The organism is Alteromonas sp. 4NH20-0104 (genome assembly GCF_057547795.1).
In genome coordinates this window covers 31,661-49,121 of record NZ_BAAJLP010000032.1, presented here as the reverse complement: position 1 = coordinate 49,121, position 17,461 = coordinate 31,661, and the positions used below count along the sequence as shown (strand labels likewise).

The window sequence follows — 17,461 nt, the reverse complement described above, 5'->3', positions numbered from 1 at the left end:
TTTTTATTAACTAGCCTTGGCAGGCATTTCTGACGTTTTGTCCCGGCGTCGTAATATTTCTCCGGCCAGTGCCAGATAAGCTTTCGCGCCGGTCGATGATTTATCGTAATACATTGCCGGTGCACCAAAACTTGGCGCTTCGGCAAGACGCACGTTACGTGGGATTACGGTACGGTATACCTGTTCGCCAAAATGCCGTTTGAGTTGTTCAGACACATCATTGGCCAGGCGATTACGCGGATCATACATGGTCCGCAGCACACCTTCTATTTTTAATTCCGGATTCACTACCGAAGCCAGTTTCTGAATAGTGTCCATCAGGGCTGTTAATCCTTCCAGAGCATAATATTCACACTGCATAGGAACCAGAATCGAATCAGCTGCCGCCAGCGCATTAACCGTTAGCAGGTTAAGGGAAGGAGGGCAGTCGATAAAAATAAAATCGTAGTAGTCCCGGACCGACTGCAGCGCATTGCGCAAACGCACTTCACGGGCAAACTGCTCCATCAGTTTAATTTCGGCGGCAGTTACGTCACCGTTAGCTGCAATTAAATCGTACTTGCCTGAAGTATTTTTGACGATGACTTCGTCAACGGGCTTATCTTCAATCAACAACTCGTAACTGGTTGCATCGACTTCGTACTTATCTACGCCGCTACCCATAGTGGCGTTGCCCTGAGGATCCAGGTCAATCAGTAACACTTTGCGCTTAGTGGCAGCCATTGACGCGGCAACATTTACCGCCGTCGTGGTTTTACCCACACCGCCCTTTTGATTTGCGATTGCAATTACTTTAGCCACGTTTGATCCCAACTATGATTTTTGAACCGTCAGCAGATGACGCTCGCCTTCCAGCCCCGGTACCAGTAACTCTACAGATGATTCCAGAGTAAATGATTCAGGTATTGCTGCGATTTCGTCGGTCGGATACTGGCCTTTTAAGGCCAGAAACTTACCCTGAGTATCTACCAGATGCTCACACCAGTGCAACATATCTTTCAGCGAGGCGAAAGCTCTGCTGAGTACTGCATCATAGTACTGCGCGGGCACGTGTTCCTCAACCCGGCTTTGAATCGGGTTAATATTGGTGAGTTTCATTTCAAACGCACATTGCTTCATAAACCGAACCCGTTTACCCAGGCTATCGAGTAACGTGAAGTGTTTATCGGGGCACACAATCGCTAATGGAATACCGGGTAAGCCCGGGCCTGTGCCCACATCGATGTAGCGCTTATCAGTTAAAAATGGTGCAACGGCCAGTGAATCCAGAATGTGTTTCACCATCATCTGTTCAGGATCCCGAACCGATGTCAGGTTGAATGCTTTATTCCACTTATGGATCCGCTCAAGGTAATCCAGCAACAAATTTTGCTGTTCATCCGACAGTACCAAAGACATGGTTTGGATACCGTCGGACAGGATGGTGCTTAATTTTTGTCGGTCAAAACTCATTTAGGCAGACTGCTTCTCGTGTTTACGTAACATGCCGTGTTTTTTTAAATAAACCAGTAACAGCGAGATCGCTGCCGGCGTGATCCCGGAAATTCGGGCCGCTTTGCCAATGGTTTCAGGGCGGGCATCGGTTAATTTGGCCACTACCTCGTTGGAAAGCCCGGATATTTTACTGTAATCAAAGTCAGCCGGTAACAAAGTATTTTCATGGCGTTGGGTTTTCGCTATTTCATCCAGCTGACGGGCAATGTAACCGGCATATTTAATTTGGATCTCAACTTGCTCAGCAGCAATCGGATCGTCCAGACCCGGTCCCAGTGACGCAATGCTCATCAGTGAAGCATAGGTCATTTCCGGACGACGAATCAGTTCTTCCAGCGAATGCTCGCGACTCACCGGGTTTTTAAGCAAAGTATTGAGTTGTGGCACAGCCGCATGTTCCGGATGGATCCACTGGCCACGCAAACGCTGTTGTTCCAGCTCTACCGCTTCCACCTTGGCATTAAACGCCTGCCAGCGGGCATCATCCACCAGCCCGATTTCTCGACCTGCCGCAGTAAGACGCATGTCAGCGTTATCTTCGCGCAGCAATAACCGGTATTCCGCGCGGCTGGTAAACATTCGGTAAGGCTCTTTGGTGCCCATGGTTGCCAGATCGTCAATCAGTACGCCCATGTAAGCCTGATCGCGACGCAGGATCAGTGGATCTTTTTGTTGTACCTGCAAGGCGGCATTCGCACCAGCAATCAGGCCCTGGGCACCGGCTTCTTCATAGCCGGTAGTACCGTTAATCTGACCGGCAAAGAATAGTCCGTCGATGTACTTGGTTTCCAGGGTTTGCTTAAGATCGCGAGGATCGAAGAAATCATACTCAATGGCATAACCCGGGCGAATAATGTGTGCCTTTTCAAAGCCTTTGATGGAATGGATCAGCGCCTGCTGAATATCAAAGGGCAGGCTGGTCGAGATCCCGTTAGGATACACCTCAACGCTGTTTAGCCCTTCAGGTTCGACAAAGATCTGATGAGAATTCTTATCGGCAAAACGGGTGATCTTGTCTTCGATGCTGGGGCAATAACGCGGGCCAACGCCTTCAATAACGCCGGTAAACATCGGCGAGCGATCCAAACCACCACGGATAATTTCGTGAGTTTGCTCGTTGGTATGAGTGATATAGCACGGGATTTGCTGCGGGTGCATTTCGCGATTACCCATAAACGAGAAGACCGGTGCCGGTGTATCACCCGGTTGTGCCTGCATAACGTCGAAGTTAAGGCTGCGGATATCCAGTCTCGCCGGTGTACCGGTTTTCAGTCGATCGACCCGGAACGGTAGTGCACGCAAACGTTCTGCCAGGGCAATCGACGGTGGATCGCCTGCACGCCCGCCACGATAGTTTTCCAAACCAATGTGAATTGTGCCACCAAGAAAGGTCCCCACGGTTAATACCACGGTTTTGGCTCTGAATTTGAGGCCCATTTGGGTAACTACGCCACATACGCGATCGTTTTCGACGATTAGATCGTCACAGCTTTGCTGGAACAACGTAAGGTTTGGCTGGTTTTCAACAATGTTACGGATCGCCTGACGATACAAGCTGCGGTCAGCCTGAGCACGGGTTGCACGTACGGCCGGGCCTTTGCTTGAGTTAAGTGTTCTGAACTGGATCCCGCCCTGATCGATAGCCAGTGCCATCGCACCGCCTAAGGCATCGATTTCTTTAACGAGGTGACCTTTGCCAATACCTCCGATCGCCGGGTTACAGGACATCTGGCCAATCGTTTCGACATTATGGGTAAGCAATAGGGTACGCACGCCCATGCGTGCAGCAGCAAGTGCAGCTTCGGTACCGGCATGTCCGCCGCCTACTACAATGACATCGTAATCCTGCTGATAAAACATAGTTACCTCACTAAAACGAATTCGTTTAGCCAGTGGAGAAAAAAGGGCGCGTATTTTAGCTGAGATCTTAGCTAATGGAAATGGTTAAATTTTCTACATTTTGCCTGTTTCGCAGAAAAGTGGATCGCGTTATTAATATATAGGATCTAGATAGATCTTTTATTTTTATATTTATTAGGGATCGCCGGATCTGTGAGTAAGTGTCTTTTCCTTATTTAAAACATAATATTACGCGATCAATAAGATCTGGAAGACCCCGATCACAACCTATCTGAGATCCTGTGTATAAGGCATGCTTTTATCCACATGCAGTGGTGGACCAGATCTTATCAAAATTCAGATCAAAGCTTTTACACAGCTACTTCTCAGAGGTTATGCACAGCAGTGATCTAGCTCTGATCTAACTGGGGATAAGTTGTTTAATAGATCCAGGATCCGATCAGGGATTAACCCGGTTTATCTGGCTTATAGCGGGGTTTTACTGTGGAAAAGAGTTATTCAGATCTTCACCCCAATGGATCCGCGGATCGGTAATTCGATCCGATCGTGTTTATTCACATTGTGAAAAAGTCGCGTTAAAAAGGCCGTCTTTTTTTGCGCATCGACTAGTTTTAGCCTGACGGTTGACGAATTTTAGCTACAAAAAAACGCCGTATAAGGCGTTATACAGCGTTTTAGAGTGGGTTGAAGGGCGGTTTAGCGAACCTGGTTTGGCTGGTAACGAGGCGGTGTTGTGACCTGATCTTCTTCATCCAGCATCAAGCCCTTACGTCGGCTGGGTCCTGAAAAACGCACTTTATAGGTGTCATATTCTTTGATCGATTCAAAGCAGTAGCGGCCCAGTGCCTGTTCCAGATCGCCAAGGTTGTGGTTGGTGATCAGAATACAGTTTTTCTTGTTTACCAGACGTTGCCGTAACAGATTACCCAGCCAGCTTTGCGCGTTTTTCTTTAATGCGGTCTCGTTAACGCAAACTTCGTCGAGGATCAGCATATCAACGTCGAGCAGTTCCTGATTTGCGGCACGGAATTTTTGCCCTGCATTGTCCTGAGAACCAAAGTCGTAAGCTGAATGGCGCATTTCCAGCAGCGTAGAGAGCTGGCGGTACAATACGGTGACTTCATACTGATCGATAAGCTGATGGGCAATAGCGCCGGCAATGTGTGATTTACCGCGGCCATAGTCGCCGTAGAAAATCATCATATGAGAACCGGCTTCACGCCAGGCTTTATCTTCATGGGCGGCAATAAAAGACTGAGCGATGCTTACGGCTTCAACTACATCATCACTATCTTCAATTAAATTGGCAAACGTCCAGCGCGGGTTCAGGTCAGAGCGGCCATGGAGCATCTCTATTCGGTGTTTTTTGGTTTGCTGCTGGAGTTGAGCGATTTCCTGATTGGCTTGCGCCTCATAATGCTTACGCAGGGTTTTGTAATCGATATATTCAGATTCATTTGGCGCTGCTTTACCCAGCGTTCTGGCCAGTGAGTTGAGTTTATCTTTAAATGAATCCATGATTAGTTTTTACCTGATTTATTGGCGTATTTAGCAACAAGCTGTCTGGCATTATCATCTGCTTCGATGCCAGGTTCAACTTTAACCACCTGGTTACCTACCTTTTTAGTGGCCTGATAGCCCTTTGCGGTGCGTCGGTTCTTTAATGCATAGGTAAATTTCTGGGTCCACTGGTAGTTACTGAACACCGCTTCGGGACGGCCCAGCCAATAGGCAACAAATTCACCAATATCCTGTTCTTCAAAGGTTTTATCAATGAGGCCTATGAGTGCAGCAATATCATCAAAGACCTGCTTTTCGGGCTGCCAGTCGCGATGCATGGCATAGTGTTGCTGATGAAACGGCTGATAATCCTGGGTATTGCTGATAAGTGGCAGTAGAACACGCTGGCCGTTCAAAGAGGTGTCCAGACTCAGGTCGGGGGGAACAGAAACGAGGCCGGCATGAGTCAGTTCTTCCAGCAAAATATTAATATCCCGACCACGGGTCATCGGCTCGCGATGCGGATCACCGTTAATTAGTGCCAGTAGTTCTTTATACTGTAACGGCTTGGTTAGCAACGTATCCTGGTTGGCCTGAGGGCGCAGTGCCAAACAATAGACAACCCTTGCCGCGTTGCTTAGCGGGCCGGTGAGGGCGTTCAGTTCTGCCTGGGTAAACATTTAGTCCAGCGTGTCGAGAATCGGTTCGAGCCATTCAACGGCCCGGTCTTCAGGAATGGGGTGATGCAATACATCAATGTGCAGTGGATCGGCCATTAATGTTGCGCCGCCTTTGTCCATCAGCGTTGCCATCGCCATCGCACCGTAACAAAACGTGTCGTAGCTGCTGTCGCCTAAACCCACCACAAAATATTCAATGTCATTGAGATCTTCGTCTTCGAGCTGTGCTGCAAAGGCGCGGATATTGTCGGGCAATTCACCTGCACCATGAGTGGATGTACAGATAAACCAGGTGGAATCTTCGTCGATATCATCGATATCAGGCTGAGTGAGTATAGTTACCTTATAGCCGCGTGTGCGAAGGGCTTCGGCGATGGCATCAGCGACATATTCGCTGGCCCCTAATACCGAACCTACTAATAACGTAAAGTGACGATCCATATTACTCCGGATTAACCATGTGGCAGTTATGCTTAAAGTGGCGGCATTATACCAACAATAACCGTCAGCGAATATGTTTAGTCCGGGCGCTGGCAGATGGCAGACTATTTTCCGATACAGAACGAAGAAAAAATGCGGCCGAGCAGATCGTCTGAGGTAAATTCGCCGGTGATTTCGGTGAGTGCCTGATGAGCCAATCGTAACTCTTCTGCGAGTAATTCGCCTGCCAGGCTGTCATTAAGCTGCTGCTCACCAATTTGCAAATGGTCCATGGCTTTATCAATGGCATCCATATGACGGCGTCGGGCAATAAACTGACCTTCGGTGGTGGTATCCAGGCCAATACTGGCGGCCAGGTGCGCTTTTAATACCTCTACGCCGTCGCCTGTGCTGGCTGACAGCGCGATTGTAGTAAATGTACCGTGTTCTGATTCAATCAGATGCTGGCGGATTTCGTCGCCGGTTTTATCGGCCTTATTGCGAATAACCGTGACCGGCATGCCGGCGGGCAATTGCTGCATAAATTCAGGCCAGATCAGGTAAGGGTCGATGCTGTCTGACTCCGTACTGTCGACCACAAATAACACCCGGTCGGCCTGATTAATTGCTTCCCAGGCGCGGGCGATACCAATTTGCTCTACTTTATCGGGGCTGTCGCGCAGGCCGGCAGTATCGATAATATGCAGTGGCATACCATTAATATGGATATGCTCTTTAAGCACATCCCGGGTGGTGCCGGCAATATCGGTAACGATGGCACTTTCGCGGCCGGCCAGGGCATTGAGCAGGCTCGACTTACCAGCGTTTGGTTTGCCGGCTATCACTACCTGCATCCCTTCGCGTAACAAGGTCCCTTGTTTTGCCTGACCACGGACTTTGCCAACCTGGTTAAGAATGGCGGTCAGATCGTTGCTGACTTTGCCGTCAGACAAAAAGTCGATCTCTTCATCAGGAAAGTCGATAGCCGCTTCAACATACATGCGTAAATGAATGATGGCTTCACTGAGAGTGTTGATTTGCTCTGAAAACTTACCCTGTAATGAACGCAGAGCGCTTTTAGCTGCTTGCTGTGAGCTGGCATCAATTAAGTCGGCAATCGCCTCAGCCTGAGCTAAATCGAGCTTATCATTTAAGAATGCCTGTTCGCTGAACTCACCGGGGCGAGCCAGCCTGACTTTCGGTACTGATAGAATGGCTTCCAGCAGCATATCAATGATTACTGGTCCGCCATGCCCCTGAAACTCCACTACATCTTCGCCGGTAAAGGAGTGAGGGTTTTTAAAGTAAATAGCAATGCCCTGATCGATGACTTCACCGGCGGCATTATAAAAATCCGTGTAGGTTGCCTGACGGGGAGTTAGTGGGGTGCGTAGTAAGGTTTCAGCCACGTTCATCGCTAACGGGCCTGATACCCGGACGATGCCAACGCCACCCCGGCCTGGCGGGGTAGCTTGCGCAACAATGGTGTCGGTGTGACTGATGTTCATAATCGGGGCCTGTTTGCTAGTCTCTAAAATTATTAAACTGGAATGGCTGACCCAGCTCGGCCTTCTTCACCAGCGCCATTACTTCCTGCAGGTCGTCACGTTTTTTGCCTGTTACGCGCAGTTGCTCGCCCTGGATTGCCGTTTGTACTTTGATTTTGGCATCTTTAACCAATTTCACAATTTTCTTGGCAACCGCTTGCTCAATCCCTTCTTTAAAGGCTATGACCTGACGATAGTTTTTACCGGTTACCGTATGGGGTTTGCAATCAATGGCTGAAGTATCCAGGTTACGCTTGGCGCAAGCGTTCCGAAACATCGATTCCATCTGCTGAAGCTGGAATTCAGCCTGGGCGGCCATGAGTACAGTTTTTTCTTTGTATTCGAAACTGGCTTCAACCCCACGAAAGTCGAAGCGGGTCGATAATTCCCGGTTAGCATTTTCCGTAGCGTTACGGACTTCTTCCATATTTATTTCAGAAACAATATCAAATGAAGGCATGTTGATTGCTCTCCTGTTAACAAAAGCCCGCATGAATGCGGGCTTTAAGTAGTTTATTGGGATTAATTATTTACTTAATGCCGCGTTTTTCCATGGAGGCGTAAATGATTTTCGCCTGGACCAGGGTAATCACGTTACTGATAAACCAGTAGAGTACCAGACCGGCCGGGAACCAGATAAAGAAGACGCTCATCGCTACCGGCATCCACTGCATGATTTTTTGCTGCATAGGATCGGTCATGGTAGTGGGTTGAAGCTTCTGCAACATCCACATGCTTGCTCCGGTCAGTACCGGTAATACGAAGTAAGGGTCCATCACCGATAAATCGGTAATCCACAGAATAAAGTCGGCATGGCGTAATTCCACGCTTTCCAGCAGTACCCAGTACAGCGCCAGGAAGATAGGCATTTGCAGTAACAGTGGGAAGCAGCCGCCCATCGGGTTAACTTTTTCTTTTTTGTACAGCTCCATCATGGCTTGTGACATCTTTTGACGGTCGTCGCCGTAACGGTCTTTCAGTTGCTGCATCTTAGGCGCCAGATTACGCATCTTGGCCATGGACTCATACTGTTTCTTGGTGAGCCAGTACATACCACCTTTAACGATGATGGTGATAAGAATAATCGCCACACCCCAGTTACCTACCAGGCTATGGAGGAATTTAAGCAGGGTAAATAATGGCTGCGAAATCCACCATAAAATGCCGTAATCTACGGTCAGGTCTAAGCCTTTTGCCAGTGTAGCCAGTTTATCCTGATCTTTGGGGCCAAGATAAAGTGTGCTGCTTAACTCAATGGCTTGTCCGGTTTCTACTGATGTCGGTTCGCCAGTGTAGCCAACAATCGCGTATTGATTAGCTACCATGCGGCTGTAAAGCGAATTGGTTTCGGTTTGAGACGGTACCCAGGCCGAAATAAAGTAGTGCTCCAGCATACTTACCCAACCACCGGTGGTGGTTATGCGCAGTGGGTCATCTTCAATGTCGCCAAAGGTGTATTTATTGTAGCGATCATCTGCTGTGCCGTATGCCGCACCACGATAGGTCGGCATAAACATGTTGCCACCTTCCTGCTCGGCAGTGGTTTGCTTAAGCTGCGCATATTGCTGGAACTGAGCAGTCTGGCCTGAGTTGTTGGTAATCGCATAGCTTACATCTACGTCGTTGTGACCACGGGTAAATGTGAAGGTCTTGGTAATGCTGATACCGTCATTGCTTGACCAGGTGATAGGTACGCTGAGTGTGTCACCGCTTAGTTCATATGCATCTGCCTGTGACTCATATAAAGGCCGGCCTGCTGAACTGCCGTCCGGACCATTGGCCCCCACTAAACCGCTCTGTGCAACGTACAGGCCATTGCCAGCGCGCAGTAAGCTGTAGGGTTCGTCTGATCCCTGGGTGACCGGGAATTTGACTAAATCGGCATGAATTACATCACCACCCACTAAACTAATAGTCAGATTCAGTGTGTCGGTGACAACTGAAATCGTTTGCTTAGTATTGTTGCTGGCGGTTGCCTGGGGCAAAGTTTCACTCACTGCAACAGGGACGTCTTCGTCAGTGCCATTATTGGCTGGTACTGATGAAGCAGAGGGTACACCTGCCGGTACACTATCTGCCGCTTCCTGAGTGACTGGTTGAACTGGCTGCGGTCCGTAGGCTTCATGCCACTTTTGCCAGAGTAAAAAGCTGATAAATGCGATGGCAATAATCAGAATACTTCGTTGCGATTCCATACTGGTCTCTTTTAATTTGAGTGTTTATTGTCTTGTTTGTTTTCGGGTACCGGATCGTATCCGCCAGAGTGCAAAGGGTGGCATTTTAATATGCGTTTGATAGATAACCAACCGCCAATTAGCAATCCGTGCGATTTAAATGCATTTAATGCATAAACTGAGCAACTTGGGTGAAACCGACAGCGCTGTCCAAGTACCGGTGAAATGAATAACCGGTAAAAGTAAATGAGTCCCAGCGGCAATGCTATTAGCCCGTAGTGCAGCGCTTTTCGAGCTTTTTCCATAACTTTTCCAACGTGACAAAGACTTCTTCATTCGACAATTTATCGGCGCCGGTTTTTCCGACCACAATAATATCGATTCCGGGTAGTTGTTGCGTGCGGTGACGAAAACTCTCGCGAATTAAACGTTTAATGCGGTTGCGCTGATTGGCTTTGCGGATACGTTTTTTGGCTAACGTAATACCAATACGGGGATGAGCTAATTGATTATGTCTGGCTAGAACCGTAAAACACGGTGATACTGCGGGGATTGCTTTATCGAAAACATAGGTAAAGTGGGAGGGAGTAAGAAGCCTTAACTCCCGGGAAAACTGGTTTTCGCCCACTTTTGGTAGATACCATTAAGCAGAAAGGCGAGCACGACCCTTTGCACGGCGGGCGGCTAGTACTTTACGACCGTTTTTAGTCGCCATACGAGCACGGAAACCGTGAGAGCGTTTACGCTTTAGGTTACTCGGTTGAAACGTTCTTTTCATGACCAAAGTCTCACTTTTACGTGGTTAAACAAACTAATTGTAACTGACCAAATAATAGACGCGCTACAAAAGGACGCTGAATTCTAGAGATCTCTTTGGTCATTGTCAATGGTAAAGCCGGGTAAAGCGCTTAATAATCCGAAAAATATCGCCTCATCACGAATAAAAATGGAAGTGACTGTGAATAATTATTTTGAAGAATATTTTTTATCCACAGTTTTAGCTGCGATCCACCAAATAGCTGTCTTGTCAAGACAATGATCGGCTACTGATCGCCTATACAGGATCCGCGATCATAATTTTCAGATCTGCCTTTGTTTATAGGCTTTTTCTTTATTAAACATTGGATTAACGGTTTTGGGTGGGTATTTTTGTGCGATCCGGATTTACTTTGGATCGAATAAGTAAGATAATCCACAGGCTAGTTAATCGATCAGCGTGACATCACCCGTTTTCTCACTATTCACCTGTTTTTTTGTCGATACAACCCGCAACCAGAATAAACTACATAAAATAACGATAAGAACAATAAAAATAAGGCCTAGAGCCAGAACGGAGCATAATAATAATATGTCTTTATGGAATCAGTGCCTGGAGCGATTGCGTCAGGAACTCCCTACACAGCAGTTTGTTATGTGGATAAGACCACTAACATCAGAACAAAATCAGGATGCTGTAACGCTGTATGCTCCGAATCGGTTTATTTTGGACTGGGTTCGCGAAAAATATCGCGACAAGATCAATCAGCTTTTTGTTGAATTCAGCGGCGGCCATCAAGCGCCACAGCTGCGTTTCGAGGTGGTTCAGCGTCGCCCGGCTTCGGCTTCAGCAGCATCTGTATCTCATTCAGGTAGTAGCGATCCCGGTCGTGGATCGCAGAGGGGATCGGGATCTTCGTTTGCCGCTTCGGGTATGCAAAGTCCGCCATCACACACAGCCACTACTTATAACAGCCAGCCTGCGCAAAGACCGCCGGTGCAACCTTCCGTGAGTGCCAGGGTGAATACGCCTGCCTCTGTTGGTCAAACTGTAAATAAGGTAATCCCTATTCCGGAAGGGGTTAGTCACAAAAGTAATATCAACCCGACTTACCAGTTTGATAACTTCGTTGAAGGTAAATCAAACCAACTTGCGCGAGCCGCAGCCAGCCAGGTCGCTAACAATCCTGGCGGTTCTTATAATCCTCTGTTTATTTACGGTGGAACCGGTCTGGGTAAAACCCACTTATTGCACGCCGTGGGCAACGGTATTCTGAATACTAAACAGGATGCCAAGATCATTTACATGCATTCTGAGCGATTTGTTCAGGATATGGTTAAGGCGCTGCAGAACAACGCCATTGAAGATTTTAAGCGGTTCTATCGTTCTGTGGATGCATTGTTAATCGATGACATTCAGTTTTTCGCTAATAAAGAACGTTCACAAGAAGAATTTTTCCATACCTTCAATGCGTTGTTAGAAGGTAATCAGCAAATCATTCTTACCTCCGACCGTTACCCTAAAGAAATCGACGGCGTAGAAGACAGACTTAAGTCACGATTCGGCTGGGGTTTGACGATTGCCATTGAGCCGCCTGAGTTAGAAACCCGGGTCGCTATTTTGATGCGCAAAGCGGCAGAGAATAATATTCAGTTACCAAACGAAGTTGCTTTCTTTATTGCTAAACGTTTACGCTCGAATGTTCGTGAACTGGAAGGCGCGCTAAACCGTGTCATTGCCAATGCAAACTTCACCGGCAGACCTATCACAATCGATTTTGTCCGTGAGGCATTAAGAGATTTACTAGCGTTGCAGGAAAAGTTGGTAACGGTTGATAATATTCAAAAAACGGTCGCGGATTATTATAAAATCAAGGTATCTGATATTCTGTCTAAACGTCGCAGCCGCAGTGTTGCCCGACCAAGACAAGTTGCTATGGCCTTATCGAAGGAATTAACCAATCACAGTTTGCCGGAATTGGGTAATCTGTTTGGCGGCAGAGACCACACCACGGTGTTGCATGCCTGCCGTAAAATAGAGCAGCTAAAAGAAGAAAGTCATGATATAAAAGAAGACTATAAGAACTTAATAAGAACACTGTCTTCTTAATAGTAACCAACACAGGTGAGAAAAGAATTCGATGAACTTTACCATCAGCCGGGAAAACTTTTTACAACCATTACAACTTGTATCCGGGGCCGTAGAGAGACGACACACCCTGCCGATTTTATCTAACGTTTTAATAAAGGTTAGTGAAGGCGCACTTTGGTTAACAGGCACAGATTTAGAGGTTGAGCTAATTTCCAGTACGCAACTGGAAGGGGACTTTGCCGAAGGCGAAATTACGGTACCTGCGAAAAAGTTGTTTGATATCTGTCGCGGCTTGTCTGATGGTACTGAAATCAATTTTTCTCTCGACGGAAATAAAGCCGTCATCCGTGCCGGTCGTGGTCGTTATACACTGTCTACTTTATCTGCCAGTGACTACCCGAATCTGGAAGACTGGGAAGGCGAGGTTGAGTTTGAAGTCTCTGGCGCCAACCTTAAACGTTTGATCGACAGTGTTCATTTTTCAATGGCACAGCAGGATGTTCGTTATTACCTGAATGGTATGTCCCTTGAGACTGAGGAGAATCTGGTTAGAACGGTCGCTACAGATGGCCACCGTTTGGCGCTATGTCGTCTCGACTACACTGCTGCTACCTTACCAGCGCGCCAGGTTATTATTCCGCGCAAAGGTGTGCTGGAGATTTCTCGTTTAATTGAAGATGACGATAAGTTATTAAAGATTCAGATTGGCGCTAACCATATTCGGATGTTCTCCACGGAATTTATCTTTACCAGCAAATTGGTTGATGGCCGCTTTCCTGATTACCGTCGTGTGTTACCTAAAGATGGCGACAAGATAATCCAGGCCAGTAAAGATGTGTTGAAAGATGCATTCTCCCGTGCAGCCATTCTTTCTAATGAGAAATTTCGCGGTGTACGGTTAAATATTTCATCGGGTGAGTTAAAGATCACTGCTAACAACCCTGAGCAAGAAGAAGCGGAAGAAATTGTTGATATCGATTATCAGGGAGACTCTTTAGAGATCGGTTTTAACGTTGCATACTTAATTGATGTGCTTAACTCTATTAATTCGAACAATGTTAAAATTAACCTGATGGATGCTAATTCCAGTGCGTTAATTGAAGATGCGGATGATGGGGCTGCATTGTATGTCATTATGCCAATGCGCTTGTAGGCGTTCTTGAATCATTAGTGTCGTAACGTTCATTTCAACTGCCGAATATTGTTATTCGGCATTGTTGTATTTAAACCCCGGTATTTCTCACCCCAATCAGACCTTAAGTATCGTTTTATGATTTTGGATAAAGTACAGCTTACTAAGTTTAGAAACTTCGAGTCTGTACAGTTTTTCCCCTCAGCGTCGTTGAGTATTATTACCGGTAAAAACGGGAGCGGTAAATCTTCGCTGCTGGAAGCTCTGCATTATTTAGGCTACGGGCGGTCTTTCCGAACCTCTAAACATCAGTCAGTCATTAAACATGACAATGACGCATTTACCATTTTTGCCAGTTGTAAGAATGATGATGGCAAGCAGTTCAAAATTGGTTTGTCGCGAGGAAATGGTGAGCACTTCAAATGCAGTGTGAATGGAGAACATTTTAAACGTCTCAGCGATTTAGTGAGTTTGTTACCTATTCAGTTGTTTACCCCACAAAGTACCGATTTAGTGATTGGATCTCCGTCTGAACGACGACGCTTTTGCGATTGGGGATTGTTCCACGTGGAACAATCCTATTCAGATCTGATTAAAAACTACAGTAAAGTACTTAAGCATCGCAATGCGCTGTTAAAGGACTATAATGGTCAATCCACCCAAAATGATATGGGATACTGGGATCAGCAGTTAATCGTGCTAGGGGAGCGTATAGATGCACTACGCGGCGAATACGTCAACCGATTAATTCCTATATTTGAAAGCACATGTATGCAATTTCTACCTGAGTTTTCCGTTGAAATTTCGTATTATAGGGGTTGGGAAAAAGACAGCGATTTGTCGCAGGCTTTACATAAAAAGCTGCCTTACGATAGAAAAGTGGGATATACCTCAGCTGGGCCACATAAAGCGGATTTACGCTTTAAGGTAAATAAAACCCAGGCTCAGGAGGTACTCTCCCGAGGTCAATTAAGAATGGCAGTAGCTGCGTTACAGTTAGCTCAAACAAAACTATTTACGCTAGAAACGAATCGGCACAGCATTTTTTTGCTGGATGATATTGGGGCCGAACTGGATGCAGAAAAAAGAGAACGATTCATCGATGGGTTATTAGCAACACAGACCCAGGTTTTTGTTACTGCCATAGAACAAGAACAACTTGAATTTGTAAATAAATATAAAGACAAAAAATTGTTTCACGTGGAACATTGCACCGTGAACGAGGAGTAAAACTGAATGTCAGAACAGAATAATTATGATTCTTCCAGTATTAAAGTTCTGAAAGGATTGGACGCAGTACGGAAGCGTCCAGGCATGTACATCGGTGACACCGATGATGGGACTGGCTTACACCACATGGTGTTTGAGGTCGTCGATAACTCTATCGATGAAGCGCTTGCTGGTCACTGTTCCGAAATAAATGTGCAGATTCACACTGACGGTTCTGTTTCAGTATCCGATAATGGTCGGGGCATTCCTACAGAGATACACGAAGAAGAGGGGGTCTCAGCCGCTGAAGTAATTATGACCGTACTGCATGCTGGCGGTAAATTCGATGACAACTCTTATAAAGTGTCTGGTGGTCTTCACGGCGTGGGCGTGTCTGTGGTTAATGCCTTATCACGTAAATTAAAACTTACCATCCGTCGAGCCGGCAAAACCTATGAGCAAGAGTATCAACATGGTGTGCCACAACAACCATTAGGGCCGATTGGTGATTCCGATAAAACCGGCACCGCATTACGCTTTTGGCCGAGCACCGATACCTTTACCGACGTAGAATTTCACTATGAGATTCTGGCAAAACGCTTACGTGAACTGTCATTTCTTAACTCCGGCGTTTCTATTAAATTAAAAGATGAGCGTGACGGTAAGGAAGATCACTTCCATTACGAAGGGGGCATTCAGGCGTTCGTTGAATACCTCAACCGTAATAAAACACCTATCCACCAAAAGGTGTTCCATTTCTCAAGCGAACGAGAAGATGGTATTTCTGTTGAAGTCTCGATGCAGTGGAATGATGGTTTTCAGGAAAACATATACTGCTTTACCAACAATATTCCTCAGCGTGACGGCGGTACTCACTTGGCGGGATTCCGTGGGGCGCTAACACGTACCCTGAATAACTACATGGAAAAGGAAGGCTTAAATAAGAAAGCCAAAACCGCAACCAGCGGTGATGATGCCCGTGAAGGATTAACGGCTGTTGTATCTGTGAAGGTTCCTGATCCTAAGTTCTCTTCACAAACAAAAGATAAGCTCGTCTCTTCTGAAGTACGTCCTGCGGTTGAGTCTGCAATGAACGAAAAACTGGCCGAATACTTACTGGAGAATCCAACAGAAAGTAAGACTATTGCCGGTAAAATTATTGATGCCGCCAGAGCACGTGAAGCCGCGCGTAAAGCTCGTGAAATGACTCGCCGTAAAGGCGCATTGGACCTGGCCGGTCTTCCAGGTAAATTAGCTGACTGTCAGGAAAAAGATCCGGCGCTCAGCGAACTTTACATAGTGGAGGGTGACTCTGCAGGCGGTTCAGCCAAGCAGGGTCGTAACCGTAAGAATCAGGCCATCCTGCCATTGAAAGGTAAGATCCTTAACGTAGAGAAGGCGCGTTTCGATAAAATGCTGTCTTCTCAGGAAGTCGCCACCCTGATTACCGCATTGGGTTGCGGTATTGGTCGCGATGAATACGATCCGGAAAAATTGCGCTACCACAGCATTATCATCATGACCGATGCGGACGTGGATGGCTCGCATATCCGTACCTTGTTGCTAACTTTCTTCTACCGTCAAATGCCAGAAATCATCGAACGTGGCTATGTATACATTGCTCAGCCACCGCTTTATAAAGTGAAAAAAGGCAAGCAGGAACAGTATCTGAAAGACGACGATTCGCTAACTAAACACCTCACTTCAATCGCAATTGATGGGGCGGAGCTATACACCAGCGAAGAAGCGTTGCCTATAAAAGGGGTGGCACTGGAGAATCTGGTTCAGCAATACCAGGGCGTTGAAAAAATGATTGCGCGTATGTATCGCGTAATGCCTACCAGCTTATGGTACAAACTGATTTATACCAAAACCTTGTCTACCGATGATCTCACGGACAAGGAAAAACTGGCCGTGTTTGCTTCTGAGTTTACCAGTGCATTGGAAACTCAGGAAGCAGACGGTGCGTTATACAAGTACGAGATTAAACATGATGCAGAGCGTAGCGAATATTACATTGCTATCATCATGCGTATGCACGGTATTGACTATGAGTATAACCTGGGTAGAGACTTCATCGAGTCGGCTGAATACCAGCGCATTAAAGGGTTGAATGAAGCCATTAATGAAATGATGGAAGATGGGGCTTATATCAAGCGTAACGAGCGCAAAGAGCCTGTAGAGCACTTTGTTGATGCGCTGGAATGGTTGATGGGCGAAGCGAAACGAGGTCAGTATATCCAGCGCTATAAAGGGTTGGGTGAGATGAACCCGGAACAGCTTTGGGAAACTACCATGGATCCTGAAAGCCGCCGTATGCTGCAAGTCACCATCGAAGATGCCATTGCTTGTGATCAGCTCTTTACTACCCTGATGGGTGATCAGGTTGAACCACGCCGTGCCTTCATCGAAGCGAATGCATTGAACGTAGAAAACCTCGACGTTTAGTTTTTCACTCAGATATTAAGGAAAAACCCGGCTACCTAAGCCGGGTTTTTTTATGTGTTTTCGATAACAAGCAGCTATTCATGACTGATGATCATGACAGCTGAGAGAAACAAGGCTAAATTGGACGTTTATCAATCCAGCCCGACTGT

16 protein-coding genes are annotated in these 17,461 nt (G+C 46.7%); 4 read left to right on the top strand and 12 right to left on the bottom strand.

The annotated features are described in order from the left end of the window. Positions 1–6: 6 nt before the first annotated feature. The 12 genes from AC27IB_RS19235 to rpmH all read right to left on the bottom strand — a co-directional run bounded on the left by AC27IB_RS19235 (position 7) and on the right by rpmH (position 10,453). Positions 7–801, bottom strand: coding sequence for a ParA family protein (locus tag AC27IB_RS19235; RefSeq protein WP_296050227.1), 795 nt, complete (start codon positions 799–801; stop codon positions 7–9). A 12-nt stretch (positions 802–813) separates the two neighbouring features. Continuing rightward, a complete protein-coding gene (rsmG, locus tag AC27IB_RS19230; protein ID WP_296050230.1) occupies positions 814–1,452 on the bottom strand; it encodes a 16S rRNA (guanine(527)-N(7))-methyltransferase RsmG in 639 nt (212 codons plus the stop codon). Continuing rightward, on the bottom strand, positions 1,453–3,354 hold the full coding sequence (gene mnmG, locus AC27IB_RS19225) for a tRNA uridine-5-carboxymethylaminomethyl(34) synthesis enzyme MnmG (protein WP_487122959.1): 1,902 nt from the start codon (positions 3,352–3,354) through the stop codon (positions 1,453–1,455). A 696-nt stretch (positions 3,355–4,050) separates the two neighbouring features. After that, complete coding sequence (locus tag AC27IB_RS19220; RefSeq protein WP_487122957.1) at positions 4,051–4,872, bottom strand: ATP-binding protein; 822 nt, start codon at positions 4,870–4,872, stop codon at positions 4,051–4,053. 2 nt (positions 4,873–4,874) lie between these two features. Next, positions 4,875–5,534: a DnaT-like ssDNA-binding domain-containing protein gene (locus AC27IB_RS19215; RefSeq protein ID WP_296050241.1), complete on the bottom strand. Its 660-nt coding sequence runs from the start codon at positions 5,532–5,534 to the stop codon at positions 4,875–4,877. Beyond that, positions 5,535–5,975: an FMN-binding protein MioC gene (gene mioC / locus AC27IB_RS19210; RefSeq protein ID WP_296050243.1), complete on the bottom strand. Its 441-nt coding sequence runs from the start codon at positions 5,973–5,975 to the stop codon at positions 5,535–5,537. A 104-nt stretch (positions 5,976–6,079) separates the two neighbouring features. Next, positions 6,080–7,462 (bottom strand): tRNA uridine-5-carboxymethylaminomethyl(34) synthesis GTPase MnmE, encoded by a 1,383-nt coding sequence (mnmE, locus tag AC27IB_RS19205; protein ID WP_487122955.1) that lies wholly within the window; start codon positions 7,460–7,462, stop codon positions 6,080–6,082. 16 nt (positions 7,463–7,478) lie between these two features. Next, positions 7,479–7,961, bottom strand: coding sequence for a YajQ family cyclic di-GMP-binding protein (locus tag AC27IB_RS19200; protein WP_296050247.1), 483 nt, complete (start codon positions 7,959–7,961; stop codon positions 7,479–7,481). A 70-nt stretch (positions 7,962–8,031) separates the two neighbouring features. After that, positions 8,032–9,696 carry a membrane protein insertase YidC gene (gene yidC / locus AC27IB_RS19195; RefSeq protein ID WP_296050249.1) on the bottom strand — a complete coding sequence of 555 codons (1,665 nt, stop codon included), beginning with the start codon at positions 9,694–9,696 and terminating at the stop codon, positions 8,032–8,034. Between the two features lie 11 nt (positions 9,697–9,707). Further along, positions 9,708–9,980, bottom strand: a complete 273-nt coding sequence (gene yidD, locus AC27IB_RS19190) for a membrane protein insertion efficiency factor YidD (protein ID WP_170308518.1) — start codon at positions 9,978–9,980, stop codon at positions 9,708–9,710. Continuing rightward, positions 9,944–10,303, bottom strand: a complete 360-nt coding sequence (gene rnpA / locus AC27IB_RS19185; protein WP_487122952.1) for a ribonuclease P protein component — start codon at positions 10,301–10,303, stop codon at positions 9,944–9,946. The genes yidD and rnpA overlap by 37 nt, the downstream gene beginning before the upstream one ends. Positions 10,304–10,318: 15 nt before the next feature. After that, positions 10,319–10,453: a 50S ribosomal protein L34 gene (gene rpmH, locus AC27IB_RS19180; protein ID WP_014290886.1), complete on the bottom strand. Its 135-nt coding sequence runs from the start codon at positions 10,451–10,453 to the stop codon at positions 10,319–10,321. A gap of 570 nt (positions 10,454–11,023) precedes the next feature. Here rpmH and dnaA point away from each other — a divergent pair. The 4 genes from dnaA (at position 11,024) to gyrB (ending at position 17,312) form a co-directional block, all read left to right on the top strand. Continuing rightward, positions 11,024–12,541: a chromosomal replication initiator protein DnaA gene (gene dnaA / locus AC27IB_RS19175; protein WP_487122950.1), complete on the top strand. Its 1,518-nt coding sequence runs from the start codon at positions 11,024–11,026 to the stop codon at positions 12,539–12,541. 31 nt (positions 12,542–12,572) lie between these two features. Continuing rightward, positions 12,573–13,676, top strand: coding sequence for a DNA polymerase III subunit beta (gene dnaN / locus AC27IB_RS19170; protein ID WP_487122948.1), 1,104 nt, complete (start codon positions 12,573–12,575; stop codon positions 13,674–13,676). Between the two features lie 117 nt (positions 13,677–13,793). Beyond that, entirely contained in the window at positions 13,794–14,885 is a 1,092-nt protein-coding gene (gene recF, locus AC27IB_RS19165; protein ID WP_487122946.1) for a DNA replication/repair protein RecF, read from the top strand. A 6-nt stretch (positions 14,886–14,891) separates the two neighbouring features. After that, positions 14,892–17,312 carry a DNA topoisomerase (ATP-hydrolyzing) subunit B gene (gene gyrB, locus AC27IB_RS19160; RefSeq protein WP_487122944.1) on the top strand — a complete coding sequence of 807 codons (2,421 nt, stop codon included), beginning with the start codon at positions 14,892–14,894 and terminating at the stop codon, positions 17,310–17,312. The last annotated feature ends 149 nt before the right edge of the window (positions 17,313–17,461 follow it).